This is a genomic window from Roseateles sp. UC29_93, assembly GCF_042695725.1.
Classification (GTDB): domain Bacteria; phylum Pseudomonadota; class Gammaproteobacteria; order Burkholderiales; family Burkholderiaceae_C; genus Roseateles; species Roseateles noduli_A.
Map to the genome: position 1 here is coordinate 5,779,654 of NZ_CP170545.1, position 20,077 is coordinate 5,799,730.

Genomic DNA, 20,077 nt, shown 5'->3' on the forward strand with positions numbered 1-20,077 from the left:
CGGAAGTTCCGAAGAACGCCGACGGCGTTCAGCGGACCTGCGACAGCACGAAGTGCGTCAGCAGACCGACCGGCCGGCCGGTCGCGCCCTTGGCGCCGCCGCCCTTCCAGGCGGTGCCGGCGATGTCCAGGTGGCCCCAGCGGTACTTGGACGCGAAGCGCTGCAGGAACTTCGCGGCGGTGATGGAACCGCCCTCGCGGCCGGCGACGTTGGCGACGTCGGCGAAGTTGGTCTTCAGGCCGTCGGCGTAGTCGTCGTCCAGCGGCAGGCGCCAGCACGGGTCCAGCGCCGTCTCGCCGGCGGCGCTCAGCGCGGCGGCCAGTTCATCGTCGCTCGCGTACATGCCCGAACGCACGCCGCCCAGCGCGATCACGCAGGCGCCGGTCAGCGTCGCGACGTCGACGACGGTCGCGGGCTTGAAGCGCTCGGCATAGGTCAACGCGTCGCACAGGATCAGGCGGCCTTCGGCGTCGGTGTTCAGGATCTCGATGGTCTGGCCCGACATCGAGGTCACCACGTCGCCCGGCTTGACCGCGCGGCCGCTGGGCATGTTCTCGCAGGCGGCGATCAGCACGACCAGGTTGATCTTCGGCTTGAGCTCGACCACGGCGCGCAGCGTGCCCAGCACGGAGGCGGCGCCGCCCATGTCGAACTTCATCTCGTCCATGCCGGCGCCCGGCTTCAGCGAGATGCCGCCCGAGTCGAAGGTGATGCCCTTGCCGACCAGCACGACCGGTGCCTGGGTCTTGGCGGCGCCTTCGTACTTCGCGACGATGAAACGCGGCGGCACGTCGGAGCCCTTGGCCACCGACAGGAAGGAGCCCATGCCCAGCTTCTCGATGCCCTTCTGGTCCAGGACCTCGACCTTGATGCCGTGGCTCTTGGCCAGGGCCTTGGTCTGGTCGGCCAGGTAGGCCGGCGTGGCGACGTTGGGCGGCAGGTTGGCGCATTCGCGCGCGACGGCGATGCCGGCGCCGATGGCCTGGCCGCGGGTCAGGCCGGCCTTGACCGCCTTGACGTCGTCCTTGCCGTGCAGCAGGGCGATCTTCGTCAGCTTCGACGCGGCGGGCGCGCTGGGCTTGGTCTCGCGGTAGACGTAGGTCGCTTCCAGGGCGGCGAGCACGGTCTGCTCGGCCAGGGACTCGGTCAGCTCGGCACCGAAGCCGGCGTAGGCCACCGAGGCGCCCGTCGCGCCCTTGCCCTTGAGCTGGCCCAGCGCGGCGCCCAGCGCGCTGCGGGCGGCCTTGAGCGAGGCGCCGCTGGCGGCGACGATCAATCTGGGGGCCTTCAGGCCGGCGGGACGAACCAGGGACAAGACCTGACCCGCTTTCAGCTCGAAGTCGCCGAGCTTGACGGCATCCTTGACCAGGGCGGTGACGGTCTTGTCGAGCGAGGCCGGCAGGCTGTCGCCCGCGACGACCAGCACGAGGGCGTCAGCGCCGTGCGACGACAGGGCGTCGAGGGAAACGAGCTGAGAGCGGAAGTCCATAATGCCGAGAAGTAGATAAAGTGCCCGGATGTTATTCGATTCAACCGTACGCAAGGAACTGGCCCGCAGTTTCGGATTGGCCTTCGTGGTCATCCTGACCATCGTCGTCACGATGCTGCTGGTGCGCTCGCTCGGCATGGCGGCCAAGGGCACGGTGGCCCCGCAGCACGTGCTGCTGTCGCTGGGTTATCTGGCCCTCGCCCAGTTGCCGGTGATGCTGAGCCTGTCGCTGTTCGTCGCCGTCGTCATGTCGCTGGGGCGCATGTACAAGGAATCGGAGATGACCATCTGGTTCGCCAGCGGCCTGGGCCTGACGCGCTTCGTGCGGCCGGTGCTGACGATGGCCTCGCCGGTGCTGGTCGTCGTGACGGTGCTGATGACCATCGTCTGGCCCTGGAGCAACGAGAACAGCGTGCAGCTGCGCGAGCAGTTCGAACAACGCAGCGACCTCTCGCGCGTCGCGCCCGGTCAGTTCCAGACCTCCAACGACGGCTCGCGCGTGTTCTTCATCGAGCGCGACCCGGCCGATGAATCCGCCGCCCGCAACGTCTTCATCATGAACAACACCGAGCACCTGGAGTCGGTGACGACCTCGGCGCGCGGCGCGCTGCAGTACAAGGACAACCAGCGCGTGCTGGTGCTGGATCACGGCCAGCGCAACGACGTGGACCAGCGCAACGGCGACAAGTCGGTGGCGCGCTTCCAGCAGTACCAGGTCGTCGTCGACGACGAGGTGATGCGCGCCGGCGGCACGCGCCCGCCCAAGACCCGCCCGACGCTGGACCTGCTGGTCGACCGCACGCCCCAGAACGACGGGGAACTGGCCTGGCGCTTCGGCATGATCCTGGGCTGCGTCAACCTGGTGCTGCTGGGGATCGGCATCTCGGCGACGAATCCGCGTCGCGCCAGCAACTGGAACCTGCTGTTCGCGCTGCTGGCCTTCATCGTCTACTTCAACCTGATCAACCTGACCCAGACCTGGGTGGTGGGCAACAAGATGAAGCTGGGGCCGGCGCTGATGGCGCTGCACGGCGGCGCCTTCCTGGTAACGCTGCTGCTGCTGCTCTGGCGCGAACAGGGCGCGCGACTGGGCGCCCCGCGCAGCGGCGTGCTGCCGGCCCCGCCCGAGAACCCGGCGTACGCGGAGACGGTCTTCGCCGCGCCCCCGGCCGGCATGGTGATCGCGCCGGCGTCGATGTCCGGCTCCACGCCGGGAGTGCCCACATGAGAACCGTCCGGCGGCTGCTGTACCGCGACATCCTCAGCTCCTTCACCCTGGTCATGGCCGGGTTCCTGGCGCTGTTCTTCTTCCTGGACTTCATCGACGACCTGGACCGCTTCCAGCGCCTGGGCCTGGGCATCGGGCTGGCGGTCTGGTCCAGCGTGCTGAAGCTGCCGGGCCGCTTCTACGAGCTGATGCCCATCGCGGTGCTGATCGGCACCATCTTCAGCATGGCGCGGCTGGCGCAGTCCAGCGAGTTCACCATCCTGCGCACCGGCGGCCTGGGTCCGCAGCGGGCGCTGGGCCTGCTGAGCGTGATGGCGCTGGCCTTCGCGGTGCTGGCCTTCGTCGTGGGCGACTTCGTCAACCCGTGGGCGGACCGCCAGGCGCAACTGCTCAAGTCCAGCGCCAGCGGCGGCGTCACGAACGCCCAGGGCGCCTGGTTGAAGGACCGCATCGGCGACTACAGCTACGCGGTGCACGTCGGCCGGGCCCGCGCCAACGGGACGATGGAGGACGTGCTCGTCTTCGAGTTCGACAGCAAGGGTGCGATGGCCACGCGGATGACCGCGAAGAATGCGACCGTCGACCCGACCGGCCGCTGGCTGATGAACGACGTGCGGCTGATGCAGTGGTCGCGCGCGCCGACGCCGCTGAACCAGCCGGCCCTGGCCGCGCCGCAGCACGCGGACCCGGCGGCGCCGCAGGACAAGCTGGCCGAGAACCCGGCCGTGCGCGAGATCCTGCTGCCGAAGTATGAGTGGCAGAGCCAGCTCCCCTCGGGCGTGGTGGCGGCCGCGGTGCAGCCGACCTGGAACATGTCGACGCTGGAGCTCTACCGCTACACGCGCCATCTCTCCTCGCAGGAGCAGTCGTCGGCGCAGCCGGAGATCCAGTTCTGGCGCAAGGCCTTCTATCCGTTCGCCTGCATGGTGATGGTGGCGCTGGCGCTGCCCTTCGCCTACCTGCATTTCCGCTCGGGCGGCATCAGCGTGAAGGTCTTCGGCGGCATCATGCTGGGCATCAGCTTCGTGGTGCTGAATGCGATCACCGGTCACCTCGGCCTGCTGCGCGACTGGACCCCGTGGCTCGTGGCCTCGGCGCCGAGCCTGCTGTACCTGGGCATCTCGATGGGCGCCTTCTACTGGCTGGTGCGTTATCGATGAGCGGCGGGATCGCCGCCTGCCGGGCCCCACGCGGGCCCTGTCGCCTGAGGGAGAACCGCTGATGGACAGTCTGCTGCTCTTCGCCCACGGGGCCCGCGATCCGGCCTGGGCCGGCCCGTTCCAGGCCATCGCCGCGGAACTGCAGATGCGCTGCCCGGACCTGCCGATCGCGCTCGCCTATCTCGAGCTGATGACGCCGGACCTGGCCACCGCCGCCGGCGCGCTGGTCGCCGTGGGCGCCACGCGCGTCCAGATCGTGCCCATGTTCCTGGGCGCCAGCGGCCATGTGCGCCGCGACGTGCCGCCGCTGGTGGAGTCGTTGCGCGGCGCAGCACCCGGGCGTGCTGTTCGTGCTGCACGACGCCATCGGCGAACAGCCCTCGGTGATCCGCGCGATGGCGGGCGCGACGCTGGACCTGATCTCGTCCGTCACGCTCCCCGCCGATCCGCTCAACCCCGCCACGCCGACCGTGCTGGCCCAGTCCTGACGCTCCGACGAGCCCCGCACTGAACCCGCCATGAACCTCCACCAGTTCCGCTTCGTCCAAGAGGCCGCGCGCCGCAACCTCAACCTGACCGAGACGGCCAAGGCGCTGTACACCTCGCAGCCGGGCGTCTCCAAGGCGATCCTGGAGCTCGAGGAGGAGCTCGGCGTCGACATCTTCTCGCGCCACGGCAAGCGGCTGCGCAGCATCACCGAGCCCGGCCGCCAGGTGCTGAAGTCCATCGAGATCATCATGCGCGAGGTCGGCAACCTCAAGCGCATCGGCGAGGAGTACTCCAAGCAGGATGTCGGCACGCTGTCGATCGCCACGACGCACACGCAGGCGCGCTACGTGCTGCCGGGCCCGGTCACGCAGCTGCGCAAGCAGTTCCCGCAGGTCAACATCGGCCTGCACCAGGGCAGTCCGGACCAGGTCGCGAAGATGCTGATCGACGAGACGGCCGACGTCGGCCTGGCGACCGAGTCGCTGTCGCAGTTCGAGGAGCTCGTCACCCTGCCCGCCTACGAATGGCAGCACGTGCTGGTGATGCGCGCCGAGCATCCGCTGGCGCAGCTCGAACGCATCGACCTCGAGCACCTGGCCGCGCAGCCGCTGGTGTCCTACCACCCGAGCTTCACCGGCCGCACCCGCATCGACCGCGCCTTCGCGCAACGCCAGCTCAAGCCCAACATCGTGCTGGAGGCGATCGACTCCGACGTCATCAAGACCTACGTCCGGCTGGGACTGGGCGTGGGCATCGTGGCCGAGATGGCGGTGCGCGAGGACCCGCCCGGCGGGGAACTCGTCTCGCGACCGCTGGGTCACCTGCTGGGACAGAACGTCGCGCGCATCGCCTTCAAGCGCGGCGCCTACCTGCGCAACTACGTCTACAGCTTCGCCGAGCTGCTGTCCGATCGCCTGAATCGCACGCTGCTGCAGCGCGCGATGAGCGGCGAGGCCAGCGACTACGATTTGTGAGCCCCACCATGCGCATTCACACTCCCGTTCCCGCGAGCCGCCTGCCCCAGCTGGGCGTGACGGTCTTCAGCGTCATGTCGGCGCTGGCGCAGCAGCACCAGGCGGTCAACCTGGGCCAGGGCTTCCCTGATTTCGAAGGCGATCCGGCGCTGCTGGACGCCGTCGACGCCGCGATGCGCGCCGGCCACAACCAGTACCCGCCGATGCCCGGCGTGCCGGCGCTGCGCCAGGCGATCGCCGCGAAGATCGAGACGCTCTACGGGCACTCGTACAACCCGGACACCGAGATCACCGTCACCGCCGGCGCGACGCAGGCGATCCTGACGGCGCTGCTCGCGATCGTGCATCCCGGCGACGAGGTCATCGTGCTGGAGCCGGCCTACGACAGCTACGCGCCCAACATCGCGCTGGCCGGCGGCGTCAGGGTGCCGGTGCCGCTGGATCCGGCGAGTTTCCGTCCCGACTTCGACCGCCTCCGCGCCGCGCTGACGCCGCGCACCCGCGCGATCATGATCAACAGCCCGCACAACCCCAGCGGCGCCGTCTGGAGCGCGGACGAACTGCGCCAGCTCGCCGAACTGCTGGACGGCACCGACGTGCTGGTGATCAGCGACGAGGTCTACGAGCACATGGTCTACGACGGCCAGACGCACCAGAGCGTGTCGCGGCTGCCGGAACTGGCCGCGCGCAGCTTCGTCGTGTCGAGCTTCGGCAAGACCTACCACGTGACTGGCTGGAAGGTCGGCTACGTGACCGCGCCGGCGCCGCTGATGGCGGAGTTCCGCAAGGTCCACCAGTACAACGTGTTCACGGTGAACTCCGCGATGCAGCACGGCATCGCGACCTACATGCGTGACCCCGCGCCCTACCTGGGCCTGAGCGATTTCTACCAGCGCAAGCGCGACCGCTTCCGCGCCGGACTGGCGGGCTCGGCCTTCGTGCTGCGCCCCTGCCCCGGCAGCTACTTCCAGTGCGTCGATTACAGCGCGCTGCCGGCGCCGCTGGCCGCGATGGGCGACATGGAGATCAGCCAGTGGCTCACGCGCGAGATCGGCGTCGCAGCGATTCCACTGTCGGCGTTCTACGGCGGCGGCAGCGACGCGAAGGTCATCCGCTTCTGCTTCGCGAAGAAGGACGAGACCCTGGACCTCGCGCTGGAGCGCCTGAAGAAGATCTGAGCCAGGACGATCAGCGTCCCTTGGGCTCGCGTGGCGCGTCGTCCTCGACGAGCGACAGATCCAGATCCACCGACTGCGTGAGTGGCGTCCGCGACGCGGCTGGCGACTGCCAGACCATCGTGGCCATCTGGTCCGCCGGCGCGGTCGCATCCAGCGGCAGCACGACGTCGATGGACGACCCGTCGATCTCGTGCTCGGCGCGGTCCCGCGCCACCGCGTACAGCAGCAACAGGTCGCGATAGGCCGGCAGCCCCAGGTCCCCGCTGTACTCCTGGTGGTTGGACAGCAGGTCCTGCAACAGGCTCATGCTGCCCTCGGGATCGGACCAGGCGGCCTCGAGCCGCTCGATCAGTTCCCCGTGGGTCTCCAGCGCCTCGCCCTGGTTCAGGTCGTCGCTCCACGACGGCGCACGGGCGTGGAACTGCTCGGCGAAGCGCGCCCCGACGCGGTCGAAGGCCTCGCGGTCGCCGCGACGCTGATAGAGCTCCATCAGCTTCAGGAACGGCAGGCCGCTCGCCGCGTCGCGGTGGTTCAGGCGCGAGGACAGCAGCTCGATCGCCGCGTCGTCCTGGCCCAGCACCATGAAGAAGTCGACCTGCTGCTCGAGGTCGATGAGTTCCTCGACCGTCACGGTGACACCGCCGACGCCCAGGTCGGCCGACAGCGGTGCCGGCCGCGTATCGCCGCGCTCGAACTGCAGGCTCAGCGGCTCCAGCGCATCGAGCGCGGCCAGGGCGTCGAGCGCGTCGTCCGCCGCCGTGGTCGGCGCCCGGGCCGGCCGCTGGACGGAGGACGCGGGCGGCGTGGGCGACATCAAGGGCGCGGGACGGGTCGGCTCCTCGTTGAGGCTCAGCGGCATCGGGATCGTCGACGGCGCCAGGGACGCCACCGGACCGTCGCTCGACAGGTGCGACATCAACGGCACCGGCGAGCTGTGCGGATCGGTGGGCGTGAACGGGGACGGACCGGTCGGCACCGGCGGCAACACCGTCTCGGCCCCTTGCAGATCGTGGCGGGAGTCGCCCAGCCAATGCTGGCCCGCTTCACGCTTCTGCACGCGGTTGCTGCGCCACAGCAGCAGGCTGCTCGCGGCCAGCGCCAGGCTCAGCAGGCTCAGGCCCAGTACCCAGACGGACGACGACGCGTTGCCCCCGCTCGCGGCATGCTCGCGCGCGGCCTGCAACTCCTGGCGCAGCGTGGTCATCGCGGCCATCGTGCGCTTCTGCTCGGCCTGCATGTCGGCGAGCTGCTTCTGCATCGCCAGCATCTGCTGGCGCGCGTCCTCGGCGGCGCTCGCGGCACTGGCGGCGGCCTCGGCGGCCAGCAGCGCGGGTGCCGTCGGCTGCAGCGCTTCCATGGGTTCCAGCGACAGGCGCGGCGTCGGAGCCCGCACCACGCGGGCGTCGCGCGCCTGGGTGCGGTTCTGGCTCTGACGCGCCTCACGCGACGGGTTCGAACGGACGCCGTCGGTGCCAGGACTTGCCTCCGCCGTACGACGCTGGGGGCGACGTGGCCGCTCGGCCGTGCTGCCCGAGGCACCAGGCGTTGCCGCGGCGGCGATCGCCAGCTCACTGCCGACGCGCGGTGTCGACGGACGGGGGACCGGCGCCTCTGGCGGCCGTGCCTGCTGGTTCTCCTGCAGAGCCTGCAGCGCGGGCGACACGGTCGCCGCGGGCGGCGGGCCGGCGTCGGCCATCGGCTCGCCATTCAGGCCCGGCGGGTCGATGAAGGCGGTGTACTGGCGTGTCAGCCGCGCCGGACAACCCACGCTGAGCTGCACCGAGACGATGGGCTCGTCGATGCGTTGCGCGCTGCGCAGCCGCACGCCGGTGACGCGCGCGCCGTCGCCCTCGACCTGCCAGTGCAGGCCCGACGTGGCCAGCGCGTTCTCCCCGGCGCTGACTTCCGCGCGCACGCACTCGGGCGTGACGGTCTCGCCGGGGTTGAGCTGGACGGGGAACAGCAGGTTCAGCGGCTGGCCCAATGACGATGCCGCCTGGGGGCGGCCGACACCGAGGCTCCAGGCCGGCGCCGACATCATGAGGATGGCAAGCACGAGAACGCTGTGCGGCGGCAACGCGCCGCGCGGGTCGTGATGATCTCGATCCATTCCCGCTGTTGTTGCTGTTGGTGTGCGTTTCACTCTAGCACGGCGCTTACAGGGACAAACCCGGAAAAGCGCCCCTTCCTCCCCCGGATGCGCATCGCCCGCGCATCATGCGCGGATGGTCGCGGCGCCCACGGGCATGCCGCGGGTCCCTCACAATAAGCCGGAAGAAGCCGCGACGCACGCGGTCCATCCGCACATTTCAGGAGACCGCTGGCTTGTCACGCCAGCGACAAAGCATGAACAGCTCGGTTCTTACAATTTCCGAACGCAACAACATCGAGACGGGGCCGTGGTTTTCCAAACTGTCACTGCCGCTGCGCAGCGACATTCTGGCGCGCGCCACCGTGAGACGCCTCACCGACGGCGCACTGATGTCGGTGCGCGGCGAACCGGCCGAGGAATGGATCGGCGTGGCCAAGGGCGCGGTGCGGGTGAGTTCGGTCTCGCTGTCGGGCAAGCAGGTCACGCTGACCTACGTCGAGCCCGGCATCTGGTTCGGCGACATCGCCCTCTTCGACGGCCTGCCGCGCACGCACGACGCCAGCGCGCATGGCGAGACCACGCTGCTGGTGATCCGCAAGCCCGACTTCCGCGATCTGCTCCAACGCCACACCGAGCTCTACGAGGCGCTGCTGCGGTTGAACTGCCGCCGCCTGCGGCTGATGTTCGACCAGGTCGAGGACCTCAACACCCGACCCCTCGCCTCGCGGCTGGCCAAGCAGATCCTGCTGCTGGCGCGCAGCTACGGCGTATCGCAGGGCGAGGAGGTCCGCATCGGCCTGCAGCTGGCGCAGGAAGACCTGGCGCAGTTGCTGGGCGCCTCGCGGCAGCGCGTGAACCAGGAGCTCAAGGGCTTCGAGCGCGAAGGCGCGGTGCGCGTGGAGCCGACCCGGCTGGTGGTGTTGAGCAAGGAAAAGCTGCTGGCCATCGCCAACCGCTGAGCGTCGGGGGAACGTCGACACAATCGACACGGTCGACGGGGTCGACACGGTCGACGGGGTCGACCCGGTCTCCAGGACGCTCGGATCACGAATCACGACAACTTCAGGAGACCTTGTGGACGATGCTTTCACCGGCACCCGTGCCCCTTCGCAATCGATGGATGCCCAGGCGCTCGCCGCCTGGCTGGCGCGCGAGATCGACGGCTTCGCCGGCCCGCTGACGATCGAGCAGTTCAAGGGCGGCCAGTCCAATCCCACCTACAAGCTGATCACGCCGGGCGCGACCTACGTGATGCGCGCCAAGCCGGCGCCGGTGGCCAAGCTGCTGCCGTCCGCGCACGCGATCGAGCGCGAGTTCACCGTGATGCGCGCCCTCGCCGGCACCGACGTGCCGGTGCCGCGCATGCTGGCGCTGTGCGAGGACGAATCCATCGTCGGCCGCGCGTTCTACGTCATGGAGTTCATGCAGGGTCGGGTCTTGTGGGACCAGACGCTGCCGGGCGCGTCCACCGACGAACGCAGCGCGATCTACGAGGAGATGAACCGCGTCATCGCCGCGCTGCACCGGGTGGACTTCCGCGCGCTGGGGCTGGAGGGCTACGGCAAGCCGGGCAACTACTTCGAACGCCAGATCGGCCGCTGGAGCAAGCAGTACCAGGCGACGATCACCGGCCCGAACGAGGCGATGGACCGCCTGATCGAGTGGCTGCCGGCGCACATCCCCGAGTCGGCGCGCGACGAGCGCGAGGTCGCCATCGTCCACGGCGACTACCGGCTGGACAACCTCGTCTTCCACCCGACCGAGCCGCGCGTGCTGGCGGTGCTGGACTGGGAGCTGTCGACGCTGGGCCATCCGCTGGCGGACTTCAGCTACCACTGCATGTCGTGGCACATCCGCAAGAGCGGCGCGGCGCGCGGCCTGGGCGGCGTGGACCTGGCGCCGCTGGGCATCCCGAGCGAGCTGGACTACGTGCGCCGCTACTGCGAGCGCACCGGCCGCGGCGACGCGGCGACGGTGATGAAGGACTGGAACTTCTACCTCGCCTACAACCTGTTCCGCATCTGCGCGATCCTGCAGGGCATCGCCAAACGCGTCGAGGACGGCACCGCGTCCAGCCAGCAGGCCCGCGAGGCCGGTGCCGGCGCGAAGCCGATGGCGGAGCTGGGCTGGCAGTTCGCGCAGAAGCTGTCGGGCTGAGCGCGAAACGAGCGGCGGCGATCGCGCCTCGACCCGCTGCTTTGGGAGCAGAGGGTCACGAGTTCCGGAGCGGGCAGATTTTCAGGCTAGAATGCAAGGCTCAGTCGGGGCGTAGCGCAGCCTGGTAGCGCATCTGCTTTGGGAGCAGAGGGTCGCGAGTTCGAATCCCGCCGCCCCGACCAACCATCTCGAAAGCCGCGAGGAGTCCTGCTCCTTGCGGCTTTTCCTTTTGGCGAACTACTTCGACGACGTCCGCTTCGGACTCGCCAGCTTCGGCGCCATCGCGCCGACGGTCTTGCGCAGATGCTCGACCACGTGCTGCGCGCGCGCCGACAGCGGCCATTCGGCGCGATGGATCAGCCACAGCGTGTCCACCACCGGCGAGCCGCAATCGAGCACCCGGATCTCGTCCTGGCGAGGGAACGCGCGGCGCGCATGCTGCGTCAGCACCGTGAATCCAAGACCGCGCGCCACCGGCTCGAGCAGCAGGCCGATCTGGTTGCTGAAGCCACGCACCGGCAGGTCGCGCACGCCCGGCGAGCCGGGGAAGTGACGGCTCAACAGACGCCCGGCCATCGCCTGTCCGTCGGGATGATCGATGAAGCCGATGCGGCGCAGGTCGTCCCACTCCGCGCACTTCTCCGCCGCCGGCAGCACGAGTTCCAACGGCTCTTCCAGGAAGGCGCAGCTGGCGAGCCGCGCATCGTCCGGTCGCAGCGTCACCAGGCCCAGTTCATAGCGGTTGTCCAGCACCGCCTGCAGCACGTCGGGATCGGGCGCGAAGCGATGCCGCACCACCAGTCCGGGACGTTGCGCCTGCAGGTCCAGCAAGTGCGGGTACACGAACAGCCCGATGCCGCCCGGCGTGATCATGCCCACCTCGCCCTGGCAGGCGTCCTCGTCGGCCAGTCGGCCACGCAGGCGCTGGTCGGCCTCGTCCAGTTCGCGCCAGTAGTCCAGCGTCGCCTTGCCGGCCGGAGTCAGCTCGATCGCACGCGGGCGGCGGATCAGCAGCGGCCCCAGCGAGCTCTCCAGATGCCGCACGTGCTGGCTGACCGCCGCCTGCGTCAGGTCCAGCGCCTCGGCGGCGCGCGTGAAGCTGCCCAGCCGCGCCAGGGTGGCGAAGCTGCGCAGCCATTGGGGATTCAGCATGGGGTACTCGGCTCGAACATAAGAAAATCTTATCGCGGTGATAAGGCCGCAGTACTTTTCATTATGGGTCCGACTTTCTAGACTGCCGTCTCCGCAGGTCTTTCCCTGCGCCCTCTTCCCCCCTTTCCCCCCCTCCTCCCCCTCCCTCCGGCGGCTCCCGCTTTTCCGATCAAGGTCTCCATGTCCAGCTTGTTCTCTCCATTCACCCTCAAGGACGTCGTCCTGCGCAACCGCATCGCCGTGCCGCCGATGTGCCAATACAGCGCCACCGACGGCCTGGTCAACGACTGGCACCTCACGCATTACGCCGGCCTGGCGCGCGGCGGCGCGGGCCTGGTGATCGTCGAGGCCACCGGCGTTTCGCCGGAAGACCGTATCACGCCAGCCTGCCTGGGTCTGTGGAACGATGAACAAGCCACCGGCCTCGCCCGCGTGGCCGCGTCCATCGCCGCCGCCGGCGCCGTGCCCGGCATCCAGATCGGCCACGCCGGGCGCAAGGCCAGCGCCCACAAGCCCTGGGAAGGCGACGACCACATCGCCGCCGGCGATCCGCGCGGCTGGGCCACGCTGTCGCCCTCCGCCGTGCCTTACGGCAAGGGCCTGCCGCAGGTGCCCAAGGCCATGGACAAGGACGACATCGCCCGCGTTCAGGCCGACTTCGTCGCCGCCGCGGTGCGCGCCCGCGACGCCGGCTTCCGCTGGCTGGAGCTGCACTTCGCTCACGGCTATCTGGCGCAGAGCTTCTTCTCCGTCCACGCCAACCGGCGCGACGACGAGTTCGGCGGCAGCGCCGAGAACCGTGGCCGCTTCCTGCTGGAGACGCTGCGCGCCGTGCGCAAGGTCTGGCCCGAGCATCTGCCACTGACGGCCCGTTTCGGCGTGATCGAATACGACGGCCGCGACGAGCAGACACTGGCCGAAGCCATCGGCCTGACGCGGGCGATGAAGGCCGAGGGCCTCGACCTGCTGAACGTCAGCGTCGGCTTCACGACGCCGGAGGCGCAGGTCCCCTGGGGCCCGGCCTTCCTGGGCCCGATCGCGCAACGCGTGCGTCGCGAAGCCGCTCTGCCGGTCGCGGCCGCCTGGGGCTTCCACACGCCGCAACTGGCCGAACAGGCCCTGGCCGACGGACAGCTGGACCTGGTGATGATCGGACGCGCGCTGCTGGCCAACCCGCACTGGCCTTACCAGGCCGCGCAGGAGCTGAAGAAGGACAAGCCGACCTGGGTGCTGCCCGCGCCGTACGCGCACTGGCTGGAGCGCTATCAACCGCAACGCGGTTGAGTCCCCCTCGACGAACGCCCTGACGATCGTGCACGGAGCCGGGCATGCCGGTACCCCCGGGAGCGAATTCCGAGCGGCGAGGAGGAGATTGAGCGGACGGGGGTACCGGCATGCCCGGCGGGCGCTCGGTCCCCGTCAAAGCGGATACGAATACCCCTGCTGGATCGCGCGCTCATAGGTGCAGACCTCGATCGCGTCCCGGCGGCTGTCCAGGTAGTCCAGCAGCGCCGTGAACTTCGCGAACTGCGCCGCGTTGCCCGCCGGGATCACGTGGAAGACGAAGATGGCCAGCCCCCGGCTGGCCGCCGCATAGCTCGCGAAGTTGATCAGGTCGGCGCCGGTGTTGACGTTCAGGTCGATGCCCAACGCCGTCACGTAGTTCGGATCGGCGATCGGGAAGGTCTCCGGCAGCACGGCCTTGGCGGTGATGGAGCCGCTGGCACCGACGTTGAACCCGCGCATCCCCATCGGGAAGTTGGTCCTGCGCGCCGCCTTCCAGTCCAGCGCGTTGGGCGAGTTGTTGGAGAAGTAGGAGCCCATCCCTCCCCCGTTGAGCCCCAGCGCCACCCACAAGGCGCGTTGCGACGCCATCTCGGACATCGCCTGGCTGCCGCCGAACGAGGGGTTCTCCGTCGACCAGGCCTGGGACGCGACCTGCCAGCCGTGCAGCCGGCAGAGCTTCTGCATCTGCGCGACGCTCATCTGGAACTGGTCCGGGACCCGCGCGCAGCATCGCGGCGACCGCGCCCGGGAACAGCGAGCCCGGGAAGCCGCGCCTGGCCATCTCGAACGAGGCGTCGGTCCAGGTGTCGGCCCGGCAGTCGTCGAAGGCGATCACCGCGGCGGCACGGCCCAGCTGTTTGGGACAGATGAACAGCCCGCCCAGCGCGATCTGCGTGCTGACGGTGACACCGCCGAGTCGCGCGCCCGCATGCGTGATCGCCGTGATGTCGCTCAGCTGGGCGGCGCCCACGGCCACGAAGTCCTCGATCGCAAATCCCAGCACCTGCCATTCGAGCGTGGCGTTCCAGTTCACACGCGTGCATTGCAGGTAGTTCCCGCCGCTCGCGTTGACCGTCCCGCCGGTGTAGAGACGCACGCCCGCCGTGATGCTGCCCGGGCCGGACGCGCCGCCCGGCAGCACCTTGAAGGCGAGGTAGACGTTGCAGCCCGTCAGGTTGAGCGCGGTCAGCGGCACCGCGCTCGGGATCGCCGTGACGGCGCCGCCCGAGCCCAGGGTGATGAGCGGGCTCGTGCCCATGTTGGCCGGATAGGCGCTGGCCGCGGTGTTGCCGATGTAGGGATCGGCGGTGTCGTTGGTCTTGGTCGCGCCGCCGGTCAGCGCGGTCACCGCGGCGGCGGCCGTCGTGAAGAGCCCGAGGTTGCGCTTCTTCGGCCAGAACGTCGGCGGCGGCGCGGACGGGCCGGAGGTCAACGGCATCTCGAAGGCGCCGGCCACGACGTTCGGCGGCGTCAGCAGCGTTCCGGTCGACACCTCGGACTCGAGCGCGTTGGCGGTCGGCGCGGGGAACGGCATCAACGCGCGCTGCTGCACGCCCACGACCTGACCGAAATCATCGACGACGCATTGCAGTTGGCGATGGGTGTCGTCGGCCATGGTTCAGCGTCTCGCCACGTCCAGCGGCACCGCCGCGGTCTCGACGAAGATCGACGGCCGGAAGCCCTCGGTGTGACCGCTCGCGGCCTTGCCCGAATCCGAGGCCAGCACCTCGATCGCGAAGGCCGACATCGGCTTCGCGAACAGGAAGCCCTGCAGCTCGTCGCAGCCCATCGCGACGAGCTGGTCGCGTTGCGCCGGCGTCTCCACGCCCTCGGCGACGACTTTCAGGTGCAGGACCCGTGCCATCTCGATGACGGCGCGCACGATGGCCTGCGCCTCGACGCTGGTCGCCACGTCGGCGACGAAGCTGCTGTCGATCTTGAGCTCCTGCGCCGGCAACTGGCGCAGCGCGGCCAGGCTCGAGTACCCCGTGCCGAAGTCGTCGATGGACACATGCACGCCCAGCGCGCCCAGCCGCTTGAACGCGCGCCCGGTGACGGTGGCGTGTTCCATCGCGACGGATTCGGTGATCTCGCAGGTGAAGCGCTCGGGCCGCAGACGGTGCTTCTTGAGGCCCTTCTCGAGCCGGAGGATGAAGTCGTCCGAGCGCATCTGGTAACCCGACACGTTGATCGCCACGCGCATCCGCAGGCCCATCTCGCGCCAGCGCGCGGCCTGGGTCAGCGCGGTATCGGCGACCCAGTCGCCGATCGCGTCGATCACGCCGTAGCGCTCGGCGATCGGGATGAAGCGCGACGGGCTCACCATGCCCAGCGTCGGATGCCGCCAGCGCAGCAGCGCCTCCACCGCGGTGACCTGCATCGTCTTCGCGTCCATCTTCGGCTGATAGACCAGCTCGAGTTCCTTGTTCTTGATCGACTCGCGCAGCTCGCGCGCCATCGTCAACTCCTCGCGGAGTTCCTCTTCCTGCACCGCGTCGAAGAACGCATGGCCATTGCCCCCGAGGCGTTTCACCGAGCGCATCGCCGTCTGCGCGCGCCGGATCAGCCGGATCGAGCTGCCGTGCTCGGGCGACATCGCCACGCCCACCGACAGTCCCGTGCGCAGCGGCGTCGTGCCGATCACCACGGGTTGGCCCAGGCTTTCGAGCACCTGGCGCACCAGTGCATCGGTCTGCGACGGTGACACCTCGCTCCAGAGGGCGAACTCATCCCCCGCGAGCCGTCCGACCAGGGCCTTCTTGCCGCCGATCTGCCGCAGGCGCTCGGCGGTGCGGACCAGCAGGTGGTCGCCGAACTCCTTCCCGTGCTCGTCGTTGACGAGGCGGAAGCCGTCCAGTCCGATGTACAGCAGGCAGCCCTGCCCTTCGCGGCGTTGGAGGCCCTCGAGCATCGCGGCGAACTCATCCTCGAAGCGGCGCGCCAGCAGCAGGCCCGTGAGGCGGTCCCGCTGGCGCCGGCGACGGGCACGACCGAGCCGGCCCTGGACCGCCATCAGCAGGGCCAAGGTCAGCGCGACGCCCAGCAGGACGCCCAGGAGAACCCACATCAGCGTCAACAACGGCTCCGGAATCGGCGGGGGAAGTACGCATGCTAGGCGCTGAATGCGCTTCCGTGCGATCTCAGCACCGGAATGCGGGGGCAGGTCTGACCAGCGGCGACCGGAGGGCGTGACGAACTCGGCGGGGGCCGGGCCTTGCGCGCGAGAGGGGCCGGCGCGGCGCGGCGTTCGCGCGACACCCCACCCGCAGGGGCGATAGGCGCGATGGGCAAGCACCGATAGGTGGAAACCCCATGCGCACGGACCTGTCAGCACGATGTCAGGCAGAGACAATGCGCGCTGTTTTTTTGTTTCAAAACAGCGCCTTTTTCCTGTTCTCCTGGTCACGAGCCGGGAGGCGGGCGGGGCAACGGGAACGAACCCGGAAAGATCGAGCACAGCATGGCGCTACAGCATTTGACCGACGAGCAGGTGCAGACCTGGTCGCGCGCGCAGAAGGACGAGTGGTGGTTCAAGAACGTCTTTCGCGGCGACATGGCGCAGCTCTCGCTGCGCTCCGGCTTCACCGGCTTCATGCTGGGCGGCATCCTGGCGGCGACCTCGCTGTACATCGGCGGCAAGACCGGCATCAGCGTCGGCGTGGGGCTGACCTCGGTGATCCTGGCCTTCGCGATGTTCCGCATCTTCGCGACGCTGGGCTGGGCCTCGGACTACACGATCCTCGAGAACAACTGCACCCAGTCCATCGCGACGGCCGCGGGCTACGTGGTGTCGCCGCTGTTCTCGTCGCTGGCGGCGTACATGCTGGTGGTGGACCACATCGTGCCGTGGTGGCAGATGATGGTCTGGATGGTCGTGATCGCGATCCTGGGCGTGCTGGTGGCCTTCCCGATGAAGCGGCGCTTCATCAACGAGGACCAGCTCCCCTTCCCTGAAGGCCGCGCCTGCGGCGTGGTGCTGGACTCGCTGTACACCGGCGAGGGCGGCGAAGGCATGTACAAGGCCAAGCTGCTGGCCAAGGTCGCCGGCGGCGCCGCGCTGTACCAGGCCGTGGTGAGCGACGGCTGGATGAAGCTGCTGCAGTTCAAGATCCTGCGCATGGACCAGTGGGCCGGCATGACCGAGCCCTGGACCTTCCACGAGCGACTGGACCAGTACTACTACGGCCTGGCGGCCAAGGCCGAGATCTGGATCCCGAAGATCCTGGGCACCGACATCCGCGCGCTGGGCCTGCGCCTGACGCTGGACGCGGCGATGCTGGGCGTGGGCGGCCTGATGGGCATCGCGGTGGCGACGAGCTGCCTGCTGGGCGCTTTCGTCAACTTCGTGGTGCTGGCCCCGATCATGATCCAGGCCGGCGACATCGTGCAGCGCGTGGGCCCGACGGGCGCGCTGATCCCGATCTCGCGCGTGGAGATCGTCAACCAGTGGTCGATGTGGTGGGGCGTGGCGATGATGGTCGCAGGCTCGCTGACGACGCTGCTGGCCAAGCCCGACCTGTTCCTGGCGGTGTTCAAGGTCTTCAAGAAGAAGCCCGCGGGCCAGAGCGAAGGCAGCGACCTGCTGAACCACATCGAGGTGCCGCTGTGGATCTCTTACGTCGGCGTGCCGGTCTTCGGCGTGCTGGCGGCGTGGACCTCGCACGCGTTCTTCGGCGTGCCCTTCCTGATGGCGCTGATCTCGCTGCCGCTGATCTTCGTGCTGACGGTGATCTGCACGAACTCGATGGCGCTGACCTCGTGGACGCCCACGGGCGCGCTGTCCAAGATCACGCAGTTCACGATGGGCGCGATCGACCGCTCCAACCCGGCGTCCAACCTGGTGCCGGCGGGGATGACCGCCGAGATCGCGTCGAACGCGGCCAACCTGCTGAGCGACATCAAACCGGGCTACATGCTGGGCGGCAAGCCGCGCCACCAGGCGATCGGTCACATCATCGGCGTGGTGGCGGGCGTGCTGTTCTGCGTGCCGCTGTTCTTCCTGCTGTTCGTGCCGAAGAACGCCGAGGGCGTGCGCACGACGGCGACGATCATCTCGGACCAGTTCTCGATGCCGGCCGCGGTGCAATGGCGCGGCGTGGCGGAGATCATCGCCAACGGCCTGCACAGCCTGCCGGCGTCGGCGCTGATCACGATGGCGATCGCGGCGATCTGCGCGGTGGTGATCGAGGTGATCAAGATGGCGACCAAGGGCAAGTTCCCGCTGTCGTCGGTGGCGATCGGCCTGGGCGTGGTGCTGCCGCCGGAGTCGACCTTCGCGATGTGGGTCGGCGCCATGATGTTCTTCGTCATGGGCAAGCTCTACAAGACGCCGGGCACCAAGGGCTGGAAGCGCTGGGTCGACGGCTGCGAGCCGATCTGCGCGGGCCTGATCTCGGGCGCGGCGCTGATGGGCATCGGCAACGCGATCGTCAACGTGCTGATCTGAGTTTGAGCTTATCGACAGTCGATCGGACAAAGATCGATATCGAACCATTCCACGGGCGCCGGTAACGGCGCATCGCATGGCACAATTCGGGCCCTTCGGCAGGCGTGGGAACGCTTTCCGAAGGGCCCGACGTCATTCTGGACGCGGGCCGTCGGTCTACCGATTTAAGTCTGCCCGTAGCTCAACTGGATAGAGCAGCTGCCTTCTAAGCAGCAGGTCGGGGGTTCGAGTCCCTCCGGGCAGGCCATGCAGATCAAGCACTTGTGGCTCGAGACGTCAGCCGCCGAAGCCGCGAAGTTGGACAGCGTCCAACTCACCGTCCTGTCAGCGCGGCTGCACAGCCCGCATCGCACTGTTCGGCCAGTTCGCAGGCCTTGCTTTTGCAGCCCCCGTCCGAGTCTTCAGTGGCCGGCGTCCAAGGCGGACAGTTGGCGCAGACGGGTTCGCATGTCCAGCCAATCGTTCGCTCCTCACGGCCGAACTCACGGGAGGACCGCCGATATCATTTTCGAATGCAAAGCCGCCCCATCAACAACCCACCTGGCAGCGTCAACCCCGCGTTGTCTTCGGCCCCCGCCACAGCCGCAGATGCGCCTGCTCGAACTTCTGGCGAGAGCGTTCGATCCACCGGCAATCCCCATGGCCTGCCGACACGGGTCTCGCCACGATCAAGCCCGACCGGAAGTCGCGTCAGCCTCCCATCGTCGTCCAGGGCACCAGGCACAGGTGCCAGCGCTACGCCGAACCTGCGACAGGCTGCGAATTTTTTCGAGGGGATCGCGGAGAAGCCGAGCCAGGTAACGTCATTTGCAGCGGCCGCCCAAGGTGGTAACGCAGAGTCGCTGATGTTTGTCGCGCGGAACGTCAATCCGAATTACTACACTGGGGCGATTTCCAATGGGATTGGTGCATTGATGGGCGGTCCAAAGGCATTGAGGCAAAACTGCGTGTATTGTTCGAAGGCCGTTGATCAAAACCTCGAGGCACTCGCCTCTGGAACGCCAGCGAAATTCTGGGTGGCCACCGACACGTCTGCAGCCAACCTGCCGCACGAGAACAACGATCCCAAGGCCGTCAAAGCGCAAGTCAGCATTGAAGAGATGATCAAGGCGGAAATCGAGCCGGGTCGGCGCGGCATCATCAGCGTGCCGCAGCGCAAGGCAAAGGACAATCACGCGATGAATGTGGTGCGCGCGGATAGTGGGGCGATCCATGTGATCGACGGCCAGAATGGCAGGCTCTACGACCTGTCCAATCAGCTTGATCAGCAAGACTTCAACACCACCTTCGGCCACAACGGCGGTCCATGCATGGCACGGTTCTTCGACACGGGGGAAGCGCCCAAAGCGCCCACCCAGCAATCGTTGACCGAAGATTGGGTGAGGGTTTGAGCGATCTGCTGTCGCAATGCTTCTCCCCAATTGA

At 68.6% G+C, this 20,077-nt stretch carries 16 protein-coding genes and 2 tRNA genes; 13 read left to right on the top strand and 5 right to left on the bottom strand.

All coding sequences use genetic code 11. The features are described 5' to 3' along the window. Positions 1-28 precede the first annotated feature (28 nt). Entirely contained in the window at positions 29-1,489 is a 1,461-nt protein-coding gene (locus ACFJIX_RS26805) for a leucyl aminopeptidase (protein ID WP_377155680.1), read from the bottom strand. A gap of 28 nt (positions 1,490-1,517) precedes the next feature. On the opposite strand from ACFJIX_RS26805, the gene lptF reads away from it, so the two are divergent. The 5 genes from lptF (at position 1,518) to ACFJIX_RS26830 (ending at position 6,518) form a co-directional block, all read left to right on the top strand. After that, the gene (gene lptF / locus ACFJIX_RS26810) at positions 1,518-2,717 is read left to right on the top strand and encodes an LPS export ABC transporter permease LptF (protein WP_377155682.1); all 1,200 of its coding nucleotides are present in this window, start codon (positions 1,518-1,520) and stop codon (positions 2,715-2,717) included. Continuing rightward, entirely contained in the window at positions 2,714-3,877 is a 1,164-nt protein-coding gene (lptG, locus tag ACFJIX_RS26815; protein WP_377155683.1) for an LPS export ABC transporter permease LptG, read from the top strand. Before lptF ends, lptG begins: the two co-directional genes overlap by 4 nt. Positions 3,878-3,938: 61 nt before the next feature. Further along, a complete protein-coding gene (locus ACFJIX_RS26820) occupies positions 3,939-4,388 on the top strand; it encodes a sirohydrochlorin chelatase (protein WP_377155684.1) in 450 nt (149 codons plus the stop codon). Between the two features lie 7 nt (positions 4,389-4,395). Then, entirely contained in the window at positions 4,396-5,340 is a 945-nt protein-coding gene (locus ACFJIX_RS26825; RefSeq protein WP_088408215.1) for a CysB family HTH-type transcriptional regulator, read from the top strand. Positions 5,341-5,348: 8 nt separating this feature from the next. Then, positions 5,349-6,518, top strand: coding sequence for a pyridoxal phosphate-dependent aminotransferase (locus tag ACFJIX_RS26830; protein WP_377155686.1), 1,170 nt, complete (start codon positions 5,349-5,351; stop codon positions 6,516-6,518). Between the two features lie 10 nt (positions 6,519-6,528). Here the strand turns inward: ACFJIX_RS26830 and ACFJIX_RS26835 are convergent, their stop codons facing one another. After that, the gene (locus tag ACFJIX_RS26835; RefSeq protein ID WP_377155688.1) at positions 6,529-8,628 is read right to left on the bottom strand and encodes a hypothetical protein; all 2,100 of its coding nucleotides are present in this window, start codon (positions 8,626-8,628) and stop codon (positions 6,529-6,531) included. Between the two features lie 236 nt (positions 8,629-8,864). Here ACFJIX_RS26835 and ACFJIX_RS26840 point away from each other — a divergent pair, with 236 nt between their 5' ends. The 3 genes from ACFJIX_RS26840 to ACFJIX_RS26850 all read left to right on the top strand — a co-directional run bounded on the left by ACFJIX_RS26840 (position 8,865) and on the right by ACFJIX_RS26850 (position 10,949). Beyond that, complete coding sequence (locus ACFJIX_RS26840; RefSeq protein WP_088408218.1) at positions 8,865-9,569, top strand: Crp/Fnr family transcriptional regulator; 705 nt, start codon at positions 8,865-8,867, stop codon at positions 9,567-9,569. A gap of 157 nt (positions 9,570-9,726) precedes the next feature. Then, positions 9,727-10,767 carry a phosphotransferase gene (locus ACFJIX_RS26845; protein WP_377162006.1) on the top strand — a complete coding sequence of 347 codons (1,041 nt, stop codon included), beginning with the start codon at positions 9,727-9,729 and terminating at the stop codon, positions 10,765-10,767. A gap of 105 nt (positions 10,768-10,872) precedes the next feature. Next, a tRNA-Pro gene (locus tag ACFJIX_RS26850) sits at positions 10,873-10,949 on the top strand. A gap of 55 nt (positions 10,950-11,004) precedes the next feature. Here the strand turns inward: ACFJIX_RS26850 and ACFJIX_RS26855 are convergent. Beyond that, positions 11,005-11,919: a LysR family transcriptional regulator gene (locus ACFJIX_RS26855; protein WP_377155690.1), complete on the bottom strand. Its 915-nt coding sequence runs from the start codon at positions 11,917-11,919 to the stop codon at positions 11,005-11,007. Positions 11,920-12,099: 180 nt separating this feature from the next. Between ACFJIX_RS26855 and ACFJIX_RS26860 the strand changes: the two genes are divergently transcribed. Then, the gene (locus ACFJIX_RS26860) at positions 12,100-13,203 is read left to right on the top strand and encodes an NADH:flavin oxidoreductase/NADH oxidase (RefSeq protein WP_377155692.1); all 1,104 of its coding nucleotides are present in this window, start codon (positions 12,100-12,102) and stop codon (positions 13,201-13,203) included. A gap of 135 nt (positions 13,204-13,338) precedes the next feature. Here ACFJIX_RS26860 and ACFJIX_RS26865 read toward each other — a convergent pair whose 3' ends face one another. Next, positions 13,339-13,905: a hypothetical protein gene (locus ACFJIX_RS26865; protein WP_377155693.1), complete on the bottom strand. Its 567-nt coding sequence runs from the start codon at positions 13,903-13,905 to the stop codon at positions 13,339-13,341. Between the two features lie 608 nt (positions 13,906-14,513). On the opposite strand from ACFJIX_RS26865, the gene ACFJIX_RS26870 reads away from it, so the two are divergent. After that, on the top strand, positions 14,514-14,771 hold the full coding sequence (locus ACFJIX_RS26870; RefSeq protein WP_377155694.1) for a hypothetical protein: 258 nt from the start codon (positions 14,514-14,516) through the stop codon (positions 14,769-14,771). 53 nt (positions 14,772-14,824) lie between these two features. Here ACFJIX_RS26870 and ACFJIX_RS26875 read toward each other — a convergent pair whose 3' ends face one another. Then, positions 14,825-16,273, bottom strand: coding sequence for a putative bifunctional diguanylate cyclase/phosphodiesterase (locus ACFJIX_RS26875; protein ID WP_377162008.1), 1,449 nt, complete (start codon positions 16,271-16,273; stop codon positions 14,825-14,827). A 393-nt stretch (positions 16,274-16,666) separates the two neighbouring features. Here ACFJIX_RS26875 and ACFJIX_RS26880 point away from each other — a divergent pair, with 393 nt between their 5' ends. From ACFJIX_RS26880 to ACFJIX_RS26890, 3 genes are all read left to right on the top strand, one after another. Next, positions 16,667-18,652, top strand: a complete 1,986-nt coding sequence (locus tag ACFJIX_RS26880) for an OPT family oligopeptide transporter (RefSeq protein ID WP_377155696.1) — start codon at positions 16,667-16,669, stop codon at positions 18,650-18,652. 170 nt (positions 18,653-18,822) lie between these two features. Next, a tRNA-Arg gene (locus tag ACFJIX_RS26885) sits at positions 18,823-18,899 on the top strand. Between the two features lie 265 nt (positions 18,900-19,164). Continuing rightward, positions 19,165-20,043: a hypothetical protein gene (locus ACFJIX_RS26890; RefSeq protein WP_377155698.1), complete on the top strand. Its 879-nt coding sequence runs from the start codon at positions 19,165-19,167 to the stop codon at positions 20,041-20,043. Positions 20,044-20,077 lie beyond the last annotated feature (34 nt).